Genomic DNA, 16,599 nt, shown 5'->3' with positions numbered 1-16,599 from the left:
TGGACGACCCGAAGGCCCGCGCGAGTACCGCATGGAGGAACTGGCCCGCCTGGCCGGCATCACGGTGCGCACCCTGCGCTTCTACCGCGAACGCAAACTGATCCCGCCGCCCCGCCGCGAGGGCCGCATCGCCTGGTACGACGACCACCACCTGGCCCGCCTGCGCACCATCGCGGCCCTCCTGGAACGCGGCCACACCCTCAACGGCATCGCGGAGCTCGCCGACGCCTTCGACCACGGCCGCGACGTCGGCGACCTGCTCGGCATCGGCGAGCCCACCGAGGAGACCCCGGTCCGCCTCACCCCCGAGGAACTCGCCGCCCGCTTCGAGGGCGAGGTCACCCCGGAGAACCTGGCCGCCGCCATGGAGCTCGGCTACCTCGGCACCGACGGCGACGAACTCGTCCACATCAGCCACCGCCTGCTGGACGTCTCCTCCGCCCTGGTCCGCGAGGGCATACCCCTCGCCGAGGTCCTCGACGCCGGCAAACGCGTCCGCGACCACGCCGACGCCCTCGCCGAGATCTTCGCCGACCTGATCCTGCGCCACGCCCCCGAACAGGACCTCCACCGCCTGCGCCCCCTGGCCCGCAGCGTGGTGGAGGCGGAACTCTCCCTGGCCCTGGACCGACGGCTGCGGAAGGATTCCGACGAGGGTCAGCGCCCGTAGACGACGGTCACCGGCGCGTGGTCCGACCAGCGCTCGGCGTGCGTGGCGGCCCGCTCGACGTACCCCTTGACGGCCCGGGCCGCCAGCCCCGGGGTGGCCACCTGGAGGTCGATCCTCCAGCCCGAGTCGTTGTCGAAGGCCCGTCCCCGGTACGACCACCACGAGTACGGTCCCTCGACGTCGGGGTGCAGGGCGCGCACGACGTCCACGTAGCCGCCCTCCGCCGGATCGAGGACGCGGCTCAGCCACTCGCGCTCCTCCGGGAGGAACCCGGAGTTCTTCTTGTTGGCGCGCCAGTTCCTCAGGTCGGCCTCACGGTGGGCGATGTTCCAGTCGCCGCAGACCACGACCTCGCGGCCCTCGGCGGCGGCGCGCTCGCGCAGGTCCTTGAGGTGGGCGAGGAACTCGCCCATGAAGCGGACCTTCTCCTCCTGGCGCTCCGTGCCGACCTCGCCGGAGGGCAGGTAGAGGGAGGCGACCGTCACACCCGGCAGGTCGGCCTCGACGTACCGGCCGCTGGTGTCGAACTCCGGCGAGCCGAAGCCGATCCGTACGCGGTCGGGCTCGCGGCGGGTGTAGAGGGAGACGCCGGCGCGGCCCTTGGCGGCGGCGGGGGCGTGCGTGACGTGCCAGCCGTCGGGGGTGCGGACGTGTTCGGGGAGCTGGTGGGGCTCGGCCCGCACCTCCTGGAGGCACAGCACGTCGGCGGAGGTGCCCGCGAGCCATTCCACGAAGCCCTTCTTCGCGGCGGCGCGCAGACCGTTCACGTTCACGGAGGTCACGGTGAGCATCAGCGCACGATACCGGCACACTGGACGACGTCCCGCTCCGGGCAATGCATCGATATACGGTAGGAAGCATGAACATACGCCGGGTCCCCTTCGACCACCCCGACGCCGTGAAGCTGAACGACGAGGTCCAGGCCGAGTACGACGTCCGCTACGGCGACGGCGGCGACGCCACGCACCTCGACGCCGCGGACTTCACGCCGCCGAACGGCCTCTACCTGCTCGCGTACGACGAGAACGACGTCCCGGTCGCCTCCGGCGGCTGGCGCCGCCAGGACGCCAACGACGAGGGCAACCGCGACGGGGACGCCGAGCTGAAGCGGATGTTCGTGATCGAGCAGATGCGCGGCCGGGGGCTGGCCCGACGCATACTGGCCGCCCTGGAGGAGGACGCCCGCGCGGCCGGCCGGCTCCGGATGGTCCTGGAGACCGGGACCAAGCAGCCGGAGGCCGTCGCCCTGTACCTCTCCAGCGGCTACGAGCCCTGCGAGAAGTTCGGCTACTACCGCTTCCACGAGGACAGCCTCTGCTACGCGAAGGCCCTTCGGACCCCGTAGACCCGTAGGACGTACGCGAAGGGGTGGGCCTGGCCCTACCCCGAGTCTCGCCCCTGCCGCACCGACCCGGAGGGCCTGTTCGCGGTTTCGTGGACCCCGTGAACACCGGACGAGTGGGGGCGGCGGAGGACATGGGCATCGCGAGCACGGGGACCAGTGCGGTCGAACTGCGTTCCGTGAGCAGGCGGTACGGGACGGGCGGTGGCCGGGTGGCCGCGCTCGACGGGGTGACGCTCGCCTTCCCGGCCGGCACCTTCACCGCCGTCATGGGCCCCTCCGGCTCGGGCAAGTCGACGCTGCTGCAGTGCGCGGCGGGCCTGGACCGGCCCACCTCGGGCTCGGTGCGGCTCGGGGGGACGGAACTGACCGCGCTGAGCGAGCGGCGGCTGACGCTGCTGCGCCGGGAGCGGATCGGGTTCGTGTTCCAGGCGTTCAACCTGCTGCCGTCCCTGACGGCCGAGCAGAACGTCGCGCTGCCGCTGCGCCTGGCCGGGCGGCGCCCGCGCGGGGCCGAGGTGCGGGAGGTGCTGCGGCGGGTCGGGCTCGGTGAGCGCGCCCGGCATCGCCCGTCCGAGCTGTCGGGCGGCCAGCAGCAGCGCGTCGCGCTGGCCCGGGCGCTGATCACCCGGCCCGAGGTGCTGTTCGGCGACGAGCCGACCGGCGCGCTCGACTCGCGGACCGGCCGCGAGGTGCTGGCCCTGCTGCGGGGCATGGTCGACGAGGACGGCCGCACGGTCGTCATGGTGACCCACGATCCGCTGGCCGCGTCGTACGCGGACCGGGTCGTGTTCCTGGTCGACGGGCGGGTGCACGACGAGCTGGCGGCCGCCCCGGCCGGCCGGATCGCGGCGCGGATGGCCGCGCTGGAGACCGCGGGCCAGGAGGCCGTGCCGTGCTGAACGTCGCCCTGCGCACCCTGCGCGTCCGCTGGACCGCCTTCGCCGGCAGCTTCGTCGCCCTGGCGCTCGGCGTCGCCCTGCTCACCGTGACGGGCCTGGCCCTGGCCTCCTCGCAGGACGCCCCCGAGCGCGCCCCGGAGCGGTTCGCGGCGGCGCCCGTGGTGGTGCGGGGGCCGGACACGCTGCGGGTGCCGACCGCGAACGGCGTCGGGACGCAGCCGCTGGCGCACCCCCGCCCGGTACCGGCCCGTACGGTGGCGGCGCTGCGCGCGCTGGGCCCGGTCACCGAGGACCGCGCCTTCCCCGTACGGGTCGGGGGCGGGCGCGGCGCCCTGGTGGGCCACCCGTGGTCGACGGCGGCCTTCGCCCCGTACGAGCTGAGCGCGGGACGCGCGCCGGGGGCCGCCGACGAGGTGGTGGTCACGGGCGGCCGGGCGGCCGTGGGCGAGCGGCTGCACACCTCGTACGGCACCGTGCGCGTCGTCGGCACGGTGCGGGACCTCGGCTTCGAGCGGGCCGTCTTCTTCACGGACGCCCGTGCGGCGCGGCTGTCGCCGTCGAGCACGCAGCTGGTGGTGGACGCGGACCCGGCGGACGTGCGGCGGGTGGCCGGTGACGGCGCCCGGGTCCTGACCGGTGCGGCGCGACGGCTGGCGGACGCCGCCCCGGACCGGGACCGGGAGGCGGTGACGGCGCTGAACGCCCTGTTCGGGACGGCGGGCGGGGTGGCCGCCTTCGTGTCGGTGTTCGTGGTGGCGTCGACGTTCTCCTTCATGGTGGCGCAGCGGCGCCGGGAGTTCGGTCTGCTGCGCACGGCGGGCGCGACGCCGGGCCAGGTGCGCCGGCTGGTGGCCGCCGAGGCGCTGCTGGTCGGTGTCCTCGCCTCGGCGACGGGCTGTGTGCTGGGCGCTTGCGCGGCCCCGGAGGTGGCGGCGTGGACGGTGGGGCAGGGCCTGGCGCCCGGCTGGTTCGCGATCGGCGACCGGGTGTGGCCGTATCACCTGGCCTTCTGGACGGGCCTGCTGGTGGCCCTGTGCGGGGTGGTGGCGGCGTCCTGGCGGGCGGGGCGGACCGGGCCGGCCGAGGCGCTGCGCGAGGCGTCCGTGGACACCGGGACGCTGACCCGGGGCCGTCTGCTGTGCGGTGCGGCCCTGCTGCTGACGGCGGCGGTGACGTCGGCCTTGGCGCTGCTGACCGACCCGGGCGACCTGCTGCACCGCAAGACGTACGTGAGCCGGCCGATGCTGCTGATCACGGCGGTGGCGTTGCTGGCCCCGCTGCCGGTGCGCCCGCTGGTCCGGCTGCTGGCCTGGGCACCGTCGCGGCTGCCGGGCGCGGGCGGGACGCTGGTGCGGGAGAACGCCGCCGCGTCCGTGCGGCGCACGGCGTCCGTCGCGGCGCCGGTGCTGGTGACGGTGGCGCTGACCGGCTCGCTGCTGGGGGCGGTGGCGACGCTGGACGGGGCGCGGGCGGCCGAGGCCCGGGAGCGCACGGTGGCGGACCTGGTGGTGACGGCGGACGGCGGCCTCGGCCGGGACGCGGTGCGCCGGCTGCGCGCGGTGCCCGGCACGGCGGCCGTCTCGGCGACCGCGCCGACCGCCGTGTACGTCGTGGAGGAGGGCGTGGCCCTGATCCGCTCCGAGGCCCGGGCGGCCGACCCGGGGGCGCTGGCGGCGACCGCGCGGATCCCGTTGACGGGCGGCCGGATCACCGACCTGGACGACGACTCGATCGTGGTCGACGAGGAGTGGGAGCGGCACACCGTGGGGCAGCGCGTGACGGTCCGGCTCGGCGACGGCACCCGGCGCTCGCTGCGGATCGCGGCGGTGATGCCGGTCGGCACCGGTGACAACGGGGCGTACGTCACCCCGGCGAACGCGCGGGGCGCGGCCGTCGACCGGGTGGAGGTGACGGTGGCGCGGGGCGCGGACCGGGGCGCCGTGGCGGCGGGGCTGCGGGAGGCGGTGCGGTCCTCGGGCGGGCGGGTGCTGACCCGGCAGGCGTGGCTGAGCGCGACGGCGCCGGGGACGGACGGCACCTCGCGCGCGGGTTTCCTGCTGGTGCTGGGCATCGTCCTGCTGTACGCGGGGATCTCGCTGGCGGCGACCCTGGTCATGGCGACCTCCGACCGGGTGCGGGACCTGGGCGTCCTGCGGCTGGCGGGGGCCACCCGGGGGCAGGTGCTGCGGCTGGTGGCGGCGGAGTCGCTGACGGTGGTGGCGGTCGGCACCGTGCTGGGCGTGGCGGTGGCGGTCCTGAACCTGTGCGGGATGCGGGGCGCCCTGGCCCTGCTGTCGGCCCCGGCCGTCCCGCCGGCGCTGCCCTGGCCGGCGCTGGGCGCGGTGGCGGGTGCGTGCGCGGTCGTCGCCGTGCTCGCGGCGACGGTCCCGGCGGCACTGGTGCTGCGGCGCGGGACGGGTGAGGGGCTGTCAGTCCGCGCGGCGGGCTGAGCCCCGGGGCGGCCGGCCCGGCTCCCGGGAACACGATGAAGCCCCTGTCAGTAACCACTGACAGGGGCTTCATGCTGCGTGGACCTGAGGGGATTTGAACCCCTGGCCCCCTCGATGCGAACGAGGTGCGCTACCGGACTGCGCCACAGGCCCTTGCAACGAGTGAAACTTTAGCACCCCGATCGGCCTGCTCAAAAATCCCTTCCCGGAGCCCGTCCGGGGGCGGGGTCCGGGCGCGCTATTCGTTGGCCGCGCGGGGGCGGTCGCCGTCCTCGTACTGGTCGAACAGCGGGGTCCGGCCCCGCTCCCGGGCGCGGCGGGCGGAGGCGGCGCGGCGGACGTCGCTGCGGCCGGGGTCCTCGGGCCGGTCCTCGGCGTGGCCGGCCGTGCCGTCCGGTGCCGTCCGATCCTCCGCGTCCTCCCGCTCCGTCCGGTCCGGGGTGACCGCGCTGGAGCGGGCCGAGCTCCAGGTGTCGGGCGCCGCGAGGTCCACGTCGGGTGTGGCGCGGGGGGCGACCGGGGCGGTGACGTAGGTGGGCAGGGGGACCGGCACGGGGTCCCAGCTGTCGCCCTGGCCCGGCCGCCGCTGCCGTTCGCGCTGCTGGTCGACCCACTCGGCGTGGTCGGTCTGCTCCACCAGCGCCCGGCGGTCCGCGGCGAGCGCGGAGAGCCCGGGGTCGGGTTCGGCGTCGGGCACCTCGTCCGGCTCCTCGGCCCCGGGGTCGCCGGCGGCGTCGGCGGGGACGCGCCGGCGCGGCTGGCGGTCGCGCAGCCGCTGTGCGGCGACCTCGGCCTGACGGCGGTCCATCTGGAAGGCGAACCGGCGGCGTTCCTGGGACCGCAGATAGGCGATGTAGGCGCTGAGCAGCACCGCGGGCACGCCGGGCGCCCACAGGAACGTCAGTCCGCCGACCGCGGCGACCACCGAGCCGAGCGTGAAGGCCAGGAAGAGCATCACGGTGGTGCGCCGGCGGCGTGCGAGCACCTTCATGCGCCGGGCGCGGGCCGCCGCCGGTGAGCCCGGGGCGGGCCGGGCGGCGGGCACCCGCCTGCGGGCCGGTGCGGCACCGGACTCGGGGGCCTGCGCGGGTCCGTCGCGGTCGGGGCGTCCGTCCGTCTCGGCGCGGGCCGGTGCGGGCCGCTCCTCGGTGTGCTGCGGGACCGGCTGGGTGTGCCGACGGGTCTTGGACACGGCGAAGGCCCGGACGTCCACCGATTCGGTGACGGCGTCCGGGGCGTCGGCGTCGGGCTCCGCGTCGTCGGCGGAGCGCGACCGCAGGTCCTTGGCGTACCGGCGCTCCATGCCCGCCCGTCCGGACAGCAGCCGGATGGCGGTGCTGAAGCGTTCCGTCGGACGGGCTTCGTTCAGCTCGTCCTGCCTACGGAGCCACATCGGCACCAAGTAGGCGGCCCAGGCCCCGACGATGACTGCGTAGATGAGGCCGCTGCTGCTCACGCCTCACACGGTAGAGGGGTTTGCGTGGGGCCATCCGCCAATTGGACCGGTGTGTCGCACGATCCGGCTGATATTTCGAACTTTTTTTACGACCGATGCCACCAGCCGACCGCCGAGGTCGCGAATTACCCGCTCCCGCACGGTCGCGGACCGATCAATTTCGAACGTTTATTCAATTCCGGTGTTCGGCCGGACCCGGATTGCCCGGGCTGTTCCGCGCACTTTGGTCCCGTGACCGGTGCCAGCGCCGCAGCAGCCCCTCCGGCACCTCTTCCGCGGTGAGCGCGAACACGAGATGGTCGCGCCATCCGCCGTCGATGTGGAGATAACGGGGCCTGAGGCCCTCCTCGCGGAATCCGAGTTTCTCCACGACCCGGCGGCTGGGCCCGTTCTCCGGGCGAATACAGACCTCGACGCGATGCAGGCCGACGGTGCGGAAACAGTGGTCCACGGCCATCGCGACGGCCGTGGGCATCACCCCGCGCCCGGCCACCGCCTCGTCCACCCAGTAGCCGACGTGGCCGGAGCACATCGAGCCCCAGGTGATCCCGGCCACCGTCAACTGGCCGGCCAGCCGCCCCCGGTACTCGATGACGAAGGGCAGCATCCGGCCGGCGTTCGCCTCGGACCGCAGGTGCCGGACCATCTGGCGGTACGTCGGCCGGTGCGCGAGCGGCCCGCCGGGCGCGGGCGGCGGAATGGTCGCCTCCCAGGGGCGCAGCCAGTCGCGGTTGCGGCGGTTGACCTCGCGCCACGCCCGCTGGTCGCGCAGCTTTATGGGCCGGAGGACGATGTCGCCGTCCACCAGCTCGACGGGCCAGGACGGGCCGTTCAGCTCACACCCCCGCTGCTGCCGGGTCCGGCGTGGTCACCGCCGCGGAGCTGGTCCACGGCGTGCTTCAGCAAGGGTTCCAGGACCGCGAGGCCGTCCTTCACGCCGCCGGTGGAACCCGGCAGGTTGACGATCAGCGTCCCGCCCGCCACCCCGGCCAGACCGCGGGAGAGCGCCGCGGTGGGCACCTTGTCGCGGCCGTACGCCCGGACGGCCTCCGCGATGCCCGGCACCTCGTGGTCGATCACCGCCCGGGTCGCCTCGGGGGTGCGGTCGGTGGGCGAGATGCCGGTGCCGCCGGTGGTGACGATCACGTCGTAGCCCGCCTCGGCGCCCGCGCGCAGGGCCGCTTCGACGGGGTCGCCGTCGGGGACGACCCGCGGGCCGTCGACGGCGAAGCCGAAGCGCCGCAGGCCCTCGGCGATCAGGGGGCCGCCCTTGTCCTCGTAGACCCCGGCGGCGGCCCGGTTGGAGGCGGTGACCACCAGGGCGCTGTACGCTGCGGGCAGGGCACCGCCCGCCGACGCTTCCCGTGTCATCCCCGGCTCCAGTCGCCCGACTTGCCGCCCGTCTTCTCCTCCACGCGCACGTCCGTGATGACCGCTCCCTTGTCGACCGCCTTGACCATGTCGATCACGGTGAGCGCGGCGACGGAGACCGCGGTGAGCGCCTCCATCTCGACACCCGTGCGATCCGTCGTCCTCACCGTGGCGGTGATCTCCACGGCGTCGTCCGCGACCGACAGGTCCAGTTTCACACCGGAGAGCGCCAAGGGGTGACAGAGCGGGATCAGATCGGGGGTGCGCTTGGCGCCCATGATGCCCGCGATCCGGGCGGTGGCCAGGGCGTCGCCCTTGGGGACCCCCTCGCCGCGCAGCAGCTCGACCACGCGGGGCGCCACCAGGACGCGTCCGCTGGCGCGTGCGGTGCGCGCGGTCACGTCCTTGGCGGACACGTCGACCATGCGGGCGGCGCCCGCCTCGTCGATGTGCGTCAGCCGGCCCTGCGTGTCCTGGCCGTCCTGCGTGGGTCGGTCGTGCGTGCTCATGCTGTGTGGCGCTCCCGGTCCGGGCCCGGCGCGGTGCGGCGCGTGGGCCTGCTGTGCGCGACACGGTACCGCCATCCGGGCGGGGTCAGCGGAGCAGGACCACCTCGACCTCGGTGCCGGGCTCGACCGACGCGACGTCCTCGGGGACGACGATCAGCGCGTCGGCGTGCGCGAGGGCCGCCACGAGGTGGGACCCTGCGCCGCCGACCGGGGTGACCGATCCGTCGGCGAAGGCACCGCGCAGGAACTGCCGGCGGCCCTTGGGCGAGGTCAGCGCCTTCTCGGCGGTGAGGGTCGCGGTGACGGTCGGGCGGTGGACGTCGGCGAGGCCCATGAGCCTGCGGATCGCGGGGCGCACGAACAGCTCGAAGGAGACGTACGACGACACCGGGTTGCCGGGCAGGGCGAGCAGCGGGGTGTGGTCGGGACCGATGGAGCCGAAGCCCTGGGGCTTGCCGGGCTGCATGGCGAGCTTGCGGAACTCCACGCCGCTGCCCGGCTCGTCCTCGTCGGCGACGTGGGCGAGGGCCTCCTTGACCACGTCGTACGCCCCGACGCTGACCCCGCCGGTGGTGACCATCAGGTCGGCGCGGACGAGCTGGTCCTCGATGGTGCTCCGCAGCGTCTCGGCGTCGTCGGCGACCGCGCCCACGCGGTAGGCGATGGCGCCGGCGTCGCGGGCGGCGGCGGTGAGGGCGAAGCTGTTGGAGTCGTAGATCTGACCGTGGGCCAGTTCCTCGTCGGGCTGGACGAGTTCGCTGCCGGTGGACAGCACCACCACGCGCGGGCGGGGGTGCACCCGGACCCTGCCGCGCCCGATCGCGGCGAGCAGGGCGATCTGCGGCGGCCCGAGGACCGTTCCGGCCTCCAGGGCCCGGTCGCCGGACTTCACGTCGCTGCCCGCCGCGCGCACGTGCGCGCCCGCCCCGGCCGGCCGGTACACGCGGACCTGTCCCTCGGCGCCCTCGGGGGCGAGGCTGCGGGCCCGCATCCCGGCGACCGGTCCCTCGCCGAGGCCCCCGTCCGTCCACTCGACGGGGACGACGGTCTCGGCGCCGGGCGGCAGCGGGGCGCCGGTCATGATGCGGGCGGCCTGGCCGGGGCCCACGGACGGCGGGTCGGCCTGGCCGGCGGCGACGTCGCCGACGACCTCCAGGACGGCGGGGTACTCCTCACCGGCCCCCGCCACGTCGGCGACCCGCACCGCGTACCCGTCCATGGAGCTGTTGTCGAACGGCGGCAGCGAGAGAGGCACCGTGATGTCGTCGACCAGGACGCACCCCTGGGCGTCGAGCAGGTTCAGCTCGATGGGCTCCAGGGGGCGGACGGTGGCGAGGATGTCGTCGAGGTGGTCCTGCACCGACCACAGCCGGTCGGGACCGAAGTCCGCGGTGGCGTGGTCGTGACCGGTGTCACGGGGCGCGTCGCTGCTCAACGTCGTTACATCTCCTCGGCTACGTAACTGCGGAGCCAGGTCCGGAAGTCGGGGCCCAGGTCCTCACGTTCGCACGCGAGCCTGACGATGGCACGCAGGTAGTCGCCGCGGTCGCCGGTGTCGTAACGGCGGCCCTTGAAGACGACGCCGTGCACCGGACCGCCGACCTTCTCGTCCTCCGCGAGCTGCTGGAGGGCGTCGGTGAGCTGGATCTCACCGCCGCGGCCGGGCTCGGTCTTGCGCAGTATGTCGAAGACGTGCGGGTCGAGGACGTAACGGCCGATGACGGCGTAGCTGGAGGGGGCGTCGGCCGGGTCGGGCTTCTCGACCAGTCCGCTCACCTTGACGACGTCGCCGTCCTCGGTGGCCTCGACGGCGGCGCAGCCGTAGAGGTGGATCTGCTCGGGCTCGACCTCCATGAGGGCGATGACGCTGCCGCCGTGCTGCGCCTGCACGTCGATCATGCGCTGCAGCAGCGGGTCGCGCGGATCGATCAGGTCGTCGCCGAGCAGGACCGCGAAGGGCTCGTCGCCGACGTGCGGGGCGGCACACAGCACGGCGTGGCCGAGGCCCTTGGGGTCGCCCTGGCGGACGTAGTGGATCATGGCGAGGTCGCTCGACTCCTGGACCTTGGCCAGCCGGCCGGCGTCGCCCTTCTTCTGGAGGGCGGACTCCAGCTCGTAGTTGCGGTCGAAGTGGTCCTCGAGGGGGCGCTTGTTGCGGCCCGTGACCATGAGGACGTCTCCGAGACCCGCGGAGACGGCCTCTTCGACCACGTACTGGATCGCCGGCTTGTCGACGACCGGCAGCATCTCCTTGGGAGTGGCCTTGGTGGCCGGCAGGAACCGGGTACCAAGTCCGGCTGCGGGGATGACAGCCTTGCTGATCCTGGAGTGGGACTGAGTCATGCCCGCCACCATATCCGGTGACTTCGGGAGAATCCGCAACTCCGGATCGCCTGCGCTCATATGAGCACACGAGAACGGTACAGGAGGGACTTTTGACGTTCAGCGGACATCCCGACAGGTCCGGCAAACGGGCCCTGCGACGGGAGTTCCTCATGGTGAGGGACGGTTTGACGGCGGACGAGGTGCGCGAGGCCGCGGACGCGCTGGCCTCACGTGCGCTCGCGCTGCCCGAGGTCGCGGGGGCGGACGTCGTGGCGGCGTACGTCTCCGTGGGCACCGAACCGGGCACCCTCGCGCTGCTGGACGCGCTGCGCGCGCGGGGCGTGCGCGTGCTGCTGCCGGCGCTGCTGCCCGACAACGACCTGGACTGGGGCGTCTACACCGGGGAGGACTCCCTCGCGCGCGTGCGGCACGGCGGGCGGATGGCCCTGTACGAACCCGCCGGCGAGCGCCTCGGCCCGGACGCGGTGACCGGCGCCGACGTCGTGCTGCTGCCGGGCCTGGCGGTCGACGGACGCGGCATGCGGCTGGGGCGCGGCGGCGGGTCGTACGACCGGGTCCTCGCCCGCCTGGAACGGGCGGGCGCGCGGCCCGCGCTGCTGGTCCTGCTGTACGACCGGGAGGTCGTCGCGCACGTCCCCGGGGAACCGCACGACCGGCCGGTGGACGCGGTGGTGACACCGTCGGGGGTGCGCAGGTTCCGCTGACGCGTCCCGCCCCGGAGACGGAGAACGGCCTCCACGCACGCGTGGAGGCCGTTCCCGGTGCCGGCGGCGGCGCTACGGCTTGAGCACCAGGGTGTCGCTCGTGCTGTCGTCGACCGCCTTCGCGGAGAAGGACCACGGCAGCAGTTCGCCCTCGGCCCACTTGTCCGTCTGGTCGGTGTAGTGGGCGCTGTAGGCGTGGCCGGAGGCGCCGGTGAGGTTGATCCACCGCGACTTGTCGAGGTCGCCGAGGTTGACCACCATCCGCATGGACGGCACCCACACCACCCCGTAGCCGCCGGCCGCGTTCCAGCCGGTGGCGTTGACCGCCGCCTCGCCGCCGCTGAGCTTCCACGGGCCGCGGTTCAGCACGTACTTCACGAAGCCGGGGCCCTCGGTGCCGAGGGTCTGGTTCTCCAGGAACAGGCGGTGCAGCCGGCCCCAGTTCCAGGTGTCGATGTCCTTGCCGAGTTCGGCGGTCAGCTCCCAGCGGGCGTCGGCCATGGCGCGCTTGAACAGGTCGTCGCGGTTGTGGTCGGCGCCCTTGCGGGTGCCGTTCGCGGGCGTCGTCCACCAGTCGCTCTTCGGGTCGTCCATCAGCGTGCGGACGACCTCGAACCAGCGGTCGCCGCCGTCCGGCTGCGCCTGGTCGGCGGCGCGCTGACCGCACTCGTAGACCTTGCTGATCTCGTCCGCGGGCCCGGTGCTGTTGACCGGGTCGACCCACAGGCACTGGCCCTCGACCCGCAGCTCCTTGGGCAGCTTGTTGCCGAAGGCGAGCTTGAGGATGTTGCGCCAGACCGCGTTGAAGTAGGCGGCGGCTGCCGAGTCGGCGTCCTGGGTGTAGTCCCAGCCCTCCAGCAGCTTCTGCGCCTCGCGCACGTCCTTGTCGGCGACGTCGATCTTGAGCAGCTGGGGCACGAGCAGCTTGGCCATCTCGCTGCTGTTGTCGAGCTGCATCTGCCGCATGTCGTCCGTGGAGATCTTGCCGCCGTCCTTGATCTTCTGCTCGATCAGGGCGGTGATCCGCTGGCTGCGGGTGCCGTAACCCCAGTCCGTGGTCAGGGTGTACGGGTAATCGTCCTCGTCGATCACGGCCTGGTTGGCGGTGACGATGTAGCCGCGGTCGGGGTCGAACTCGTGGGGCAGCTCGTCCTGGTCGATGTACTTGCCGGTCCAGCGGTACTTGGGGTCCCAGCCCGGCGCCGGGACGGAGCCGTCGTGGCCCTCGGCGCGCACCGGGATCTTGCCGGGCAGCGTGTAGCCGATGTGGCCCTCGGTGTCGGCGTAGACCAGGTTCTGGGAGGGCACGTCGAACAGGGCCGCGGCCTCGCGGAAGCCGTCCCAGTCCTTGGCCCGGTCGATCGCGAAGACGGCGTCCATCGTGGTGCCCGCGTCCAGTGCCGTCCAGCGCAGGGAGACGCCGTAGCCGTCGGCGCGGTCGGGCGCGGCGCTGCCGACGGTGGCCTTCTTGCCGACCTTCACCAGCTCGTCGTCGCGGTCGGACAGGAGGGGGCCGTTGCCGGTCTCGCGGACGACGATCTTCTTCGGCCTGCCGCCGGCGACCTTGATGGTCTCCTCGCGGGTCTCGAAGGGCACGATCTTGCCGTCGTACTGGTAGCCGTCGCCGGTGACCTTCTCCAGGTACAGGTCGGTGACGTCGACGCCGGAGTTGGTCAGGCCCCAGGCGATGTCCTGGTTGTGGCCGATGACGACGCCGGGCATGCCCGCGAAGGTGTAGCCGGTGACGTCGTACTGGCACTTGGCGGAGACGGTGCGGCAGTGCAGGCCCATCTGGTACCAGACGGAGGGCAGCGAGGGCGACAGGTGCGGGTCGTTGGCCAGCAGCGGCTTGCCGGTGATGGTGTGGTCCCCGGAGACGACCCAGGAGTTGGAGCCGATGCCGTTGCCGTTCACGCCGACGGCGGTGGGCAGATCGTCCAGGACGTTCTGCAGGCTCGCGAGCTGGCTCTCCAGGGCGCCGCCGCCACCGGTGCCGGTGCCGGACGTGCCGGTGTCCGAGCCGGACGTGCCGGTGCCCGTGCCGTCCGCGGAGCCGTCGCCGCCGCCCTCGAACGTCTCGGTGAGCTCGTCGTACCGGCCCTCCTGGACGATGGCCTTGTTCCGGCTGTACGGGTACGCCGGGTACAGGTCGGCGATCTGCTTGGGGCCCAGGCGGCTGGTCATCAGGGCGCGGTCGACCTCGTCCTGCATGTTGCCGCGCAGGTCCCAGGCCATCGCCTTCAGCCAGGCGACGGAGTCGACCGGGGTCCACTCCTGCGGCTTGTAGTCGTTGGTGAAGCCGAGCGCCGCGTACTCCAGCGAGATGTCCGCGCCGTCCTTGCCCGCCAGATAGGCGTTGACCCCCTTGGAATACGCCTGGAGGTACTTCTTCGTGGAGGCCGACAGCTTCTCGTCGTACTCCTTCTTCGCCACCCGGTCCCAGCCCAGGGTGCGCAGGAACTCGTCGTTGTCGACCTGGCTCTTGCCGAACATCTCCGACAGGCGCCCGGAGGTCATGTGGCGGCGCACGTCCATCTCGTAGAACCGGTCCTGCGCCTGGACGTAGCCCTGCGCCATGAACAGGTCCTCCTCGGAGGAGGCGTAGATCTGCGGGATCCCGTAGCCGTCGCGCTTGACGTCGACCGGGCCCGCCAGGCCCTCCAGCGTGGCGGAGCCCTTGGTCTGCGGGAAGGAGGCGCGGACGGTGCTGACGGACCAGTACGCCCCGTAGGCGAGGCCGCCGATGATGGCCAGCACCAGCACGAGGACGAGAAGGCGTGCTTTGCGCCCCTTCTTCCTTCCGGACTTGCCGGGCTGCTGACCCGAAGAGGCGGTGTTGGTGGGGGGCATCGCTGTCCTTGCTGTCCTAACACGAGCGGCAGGGGCGGGCTGTGCTTTGTACTGAACGCTGGAGCAACTGTAGGCGCAGGGCCCACTCCCCCTTGACGCGGAGTCGGGTACCGGCGCGCACGGGCGTTCGATCCTGCCAAGCCGAGCGTCAAGAAATCGTCAAGAGTTAGGTAAGGTAACGAAGTAGTCGGCCGCGGATTCCCGCGGTCTCGTGTGCCATGTATGTGCGCTCACGCGCGCGGTTCCTCCGTGCGCCAGGGAAGGGAACGGCCGCTGACTGTCCACCACCTCAACCAGCTCCTGCTCGTCTGCTCGCTCGTCCTGCTCATCGCCGTCGCGGCGGTCCGGATCTCCTCGCGCAGCGGACTCCCCAGCCTGCTCGTCTACCTGGCCATCGGCATCGCCATGGGCCAGGACGGCATCGGCCACATCAAGTTCGACAACGCCGAACTGGTGCAGGTCATCGGGTACGCGGCCCTGGTCGTGATCCTGGCCGAGGGCGGTCTGGGGACGAAGTGGAAGGAGATCAGACCGGTCCTGCCGTCCGCCTCCGCGCTGGCGCTGGCCGGAGTCGCGGTGAGCGTCGGCGTGACCGCCGCGGGCGCGCACTACCTGACCGGGCTGGAGTGGCGGCAGGCGCTGATCGTCGGGGCGGTGGTGTCCTCCACGGACGCGGCGGCGGTCTTCTCGGTCCTGCGCAGGATCCCCCTGCCCGCACGCATAACGGGCACGCTGGAGGCCGAGTCGGGCTTCAACGACGCCCCGGTGGTCATCCTCGTCGTCGCCTTCTCCACGGCCGGACCGATCGAGCACTGGTACGTGCTGCTCGGCGAGATCGCCCTGGAGCTGGCCATCGGCGCCGCCATCGGACTCGCGGTGGGCTGGCTGGGCTCGTGGGGGCTGCGGCACGTGGCGCTGCCCGCCTCCGGCCTGTACCCGATCGCCGTCATGGCCATCGCCGTCACCGCCTACGCGGCCGGCGCCATGGCGCACGGCAGCGGCTTCCTCGCCGTCTACCTGGCCTCGATGGTCATGGGCAACGCCCGGCTTCCGCACTGGCCCGCCACCCGCGGCTTCGCCGACGGGCTCGGCTGGCTCGCCCAGATCGGCATGTTCGTCCTGCTCGGCCTGCTGGTCACCCCGCACGAACTCGGTGACGACGTCGTCCCCGCCCTGGTCATCGGACTGGTGCTGACCATGGTGGCCCGGCCGCTGAGCGTCGTGCTGTGCCAGCTGCCCTTCCGGGTGCCCTGGCAGGAACAGGCCCTGATGTCCTGGGCCGGGCTGCGCGGCGCCGTGCCCATCATCCTCGCCACCATCCCCATGGTGGAGGGCGTCGAGGGCAGCCGCCGGATCTTCAACGTCGTCTTCGTCCTGGTCGTCGTCTACACCCTGGTCCAGGGCCCGACCCTGCCCTGGCTGGCCGGCAAGCTCCACCTGGGCAAGGACGACGAGGCCGCCGACCTCGGCATCGAGTCGGCGCCCCTGGAGCGGCTGCGCGGACACCTGCTGTCCGTCACGATCCCCGAGGGCTCCAGGATGCACGGCGTCGAGATCAGCGAGCTGCGGCTGCCGGCCGGCTCCGCCGTCACGCTGGTCGTGCGGGACGGCAAGTCGTTCGTGCCGCTGCCGGCGACGGGGCTGCGGCGCGGGGACGAACTCCTCGTGGTCGCCACCGACCCCGTCCGGGACGCGGCCGAGGCGCGGCTGCGCGCGGTCGGCCACGGCGGCAAGCTCGCCGGCTGGCTCGGCACCACGGAGACCGGCGCGAAGAGCAGGTGAGCGAGGTCCGGGTGCTCGCTTTCACAGGTGCCGGCCCTCTTGGCCCCTGTAGGATGAAGGCGGCACCTGATCGAACCAACTCTGCCTGACGCAGAGCTGGCGCGACCGTATGGCGGCCGGAACGCCCCGCGAGCCGGGCTCCGGTATCTACCGCAGTCCGCGCAAGAGGACAGCTCTCGGCGCTCCCGCACGGCGACAGCCACGAGGCGGGACCGGC

14 protein-coding genes and 1 tRNA gene are annotated in these 16,599 nt (G+C 73.2%); 6 read left to right on the top strand and 9 right to left on the bottom strand.

Annotation, left to right across the window (positions count from 1 at the left end):
• The first annotated feature begins 31 nt into the window (after positions 1-31).
• Positions 32-670: a MerR family transcriptional regulator gene (locus ACZ4V6_RS26145; protein WP_467832020.1), complete on the top strand. Its 639-nt coding sequence runs from the start codon at positions 32-34 to the stop codon at positions 668-670.
• Here the strand turns inward: ACZ4V6_RS26145 and ACZ4V6_RS26140 are convergent.
• Complete coding sequence (locus ACZ4V6_RS26140; RefSeq protein WP_467831863.1) at positions 658-1,461, bottom strand: exodeoxyribonuclease III; 804 nt, start codon at positions 1,459-1,461, stop codon at positions 658-660. The two genes, ACZ4V6_RS26145 and ACZ4V6_RS26140, sit on opposite strands and share 13 nt — an antisense overlap.
• 68 nt (positions 1,462-1,529) lie before the next feature.
• On the opposite strand from ACZ4V6_RS26140, the gene ACZ4V6_RS26135 reads away from it, so the two are divergent.
• The 3 genes from ACZ4V6_RS26135 (at position 1,530) to ACZ4V6_RS26125 (ending at position 5,364) form a co-directional block, all read left to right on the top strand.
• Positions 1,530-2,015 (top strand): GNAT family N-acetyltransferase, encoded by a 486-nt coding sequence (locus ACZ4V6_RS26135; protein WP_467831861.1) that lies wholly within the window; start codon positions 1,530-1,532, stop codon positions 2,013-2,015.
• A 131-nt stretch (positions 2,016-2,146) separates the two neighbouring features.
• A complete protein-coding gene (locus ACZ4V6_RS26130) occupies positions 2,147-2,914 on the top strand; it encodes an ABC transporter ATP-binding protein (RefSeq protein ID WP_467832018.1) in 768 nt (255 codons plus the stop codon).
• The gene (locus ACZ4V6_RS26125) at positions 2,908-5,364 is read left to right on the top strand and encodes an FtsX-like permease family protein (RefSeq protein WP_467831858.1); all 2,457 of its coding nucleotides are present in this window, start codon (positions 2,908-2,910) and stop codon (positions 5,362-5,364) included. Before ACZ4V6_RS26130 ends, ACZ4V6_RS26125 begins: the two co-directional genes overlap by 7 nt.
• 79 nt (positions 5,365-5,443) lie before the next feature.
• Here ACZ4V6_RS26125 and ACZ4V6_RS26120 read toward each other — a convergent pair.
• From ACZ4V6_RS26120 to galU, 7 genes are all read right to left on the bottom strand, one after another.
• Positions 5,444-5,517: transfer RNA gene (locus ACZ4V6_RS26120), tRNA-Ala, on the bottom strand.
• 85 nt (positions 5,518-5,602) lie between these two features.
• Positions 5,603-6,820, bottom strand: coding sequence for a divisome protein SepX/GlpR (gene sepX, locus ACZ4V6_RS26115; RefSeq protein ID WP_467831856.1), 1,218 nt, complete (start codon positions 6,818-6,820; stop codon positions 5,603-5,605).
• 172 nt (positions 6,821-6,992) lie between these two features.
• Complete coding sequence (locus tag ACZ4V6_RS26110) at positions 6,993-7,625, bottom strand: GNAT family N-acetyltransferase (protein WP_467831853.1); 633 nt, start codon at positions 7,623-7,625, stop codon at positions 6,993-6,995.
• 26 nt (positions 7,626-7,651) lie between these two features.
• Positions 7,652-8,191 (bottom strand): MogA/MoaB family molybdenum cofactor biosynthesis protein, encoded by a 540-nt coding sequence (locus tag ACZ4V6_RS26105; protein WP_467831851.1) that lies wholly within the window; start codon positions 8,189-8,191, stop codon positions 7,652-7,654.
• Positions 8,188-8,700, bottom strand: coding sequence for a cyclic pyranopterin monophosphate synthase MoaC (gene moaC, locus ACZ4V6_RS26100; protein WP_467831849.1), 513 nt, complete (start codon positions 8,698-8,700; stop codon positions 8,188-8,190). Before moaC ends, ACZ4V6_RS26105 begins: the two co-directional genes overlap by 4 nt.
• Positions 8,701-8,785: 85 nt before the next feature.
• Entirely contained in the window at positions 8,786-10,135 is a 1,350-nt protein-coding gene (gene glp / locus ACZ4V6_RS26095) for a molybdotransferase-like divisome protein Glp (RefSeq protein WP_467831846.1), read from the bottom strand.
• 5 nt (positions 10,136-10,140) lie between these two features.
• Complete coding sequence (gene galU / locus ACZ4V6_RS26090) at positions 10,141-11,043, bottom strand: UTP--glucose-1-phosphate uridylyltransferase GalU (RefSeq protein WP_467831843.1); 903 nt, start codon at positions 11,041-11,043, stop codon at positions 10,141-10,143.
• Positions 11,044-11,195: 152 nt separating this feature from the next.
• On the opposite strand from galU, the gene ACZ4V6_RS26085 reads away from it, so the two are divergent.
• Positions 11,196-11,750, top strand: a complete 555-nt coding sequence (locus ACZ4V6_RS26085) for a 5-formyltetrahydrofolate cyclo-ligase (protein WP_467831841.1) — start codon at positions 11,196-11,198, stop codon at positions 11,748-11,750.
• Positions 11,751-11,822: 72 nt separating this feature from the next.
• Here ACZ4V6_RS26085 and ACZ4V6_RS26080 read toward each other — a convergent pair whose 3' ends face one another.
• Positions 11,823-14,600 (bottom strand): penicillin acylase family protein, encoded by a 2,778-nt coding sequence (locus tag ACZ4V6_RS26080; protein WP_467831837.1) that lies wholly within the window; start codon positions 14,598-14,600, stop codon positions 11,823-11,825.
• A gap of 222 nt (positions 14,601-14,822) precedes the next feature.
• On the opposite strand from ACZ4V6_RS26080, the gene ACZ4V6_RS26075 reads away from it, so the two are divergent.
• A complete protein-coding gene (locus ACZ4V6_RS26075; protein ID WP_467831834.1) occupies positions 14,823-16,382 on the top strand; it encodes a potassium/proton antiporter in 1,560 nt (519 codons plus the stop codon).
• Positions 16,383-16,599 lie beyond the last annotated feature (217 nt).

The sequence above is a fragment of the Streptomyces sp. NPDC029152 genome, from assembly GCF_055564355.1.
Note: the sequence above shows the minus strand (reverse complement) of the source record. Positions and strands in the feature narration are given on the sequence as shown.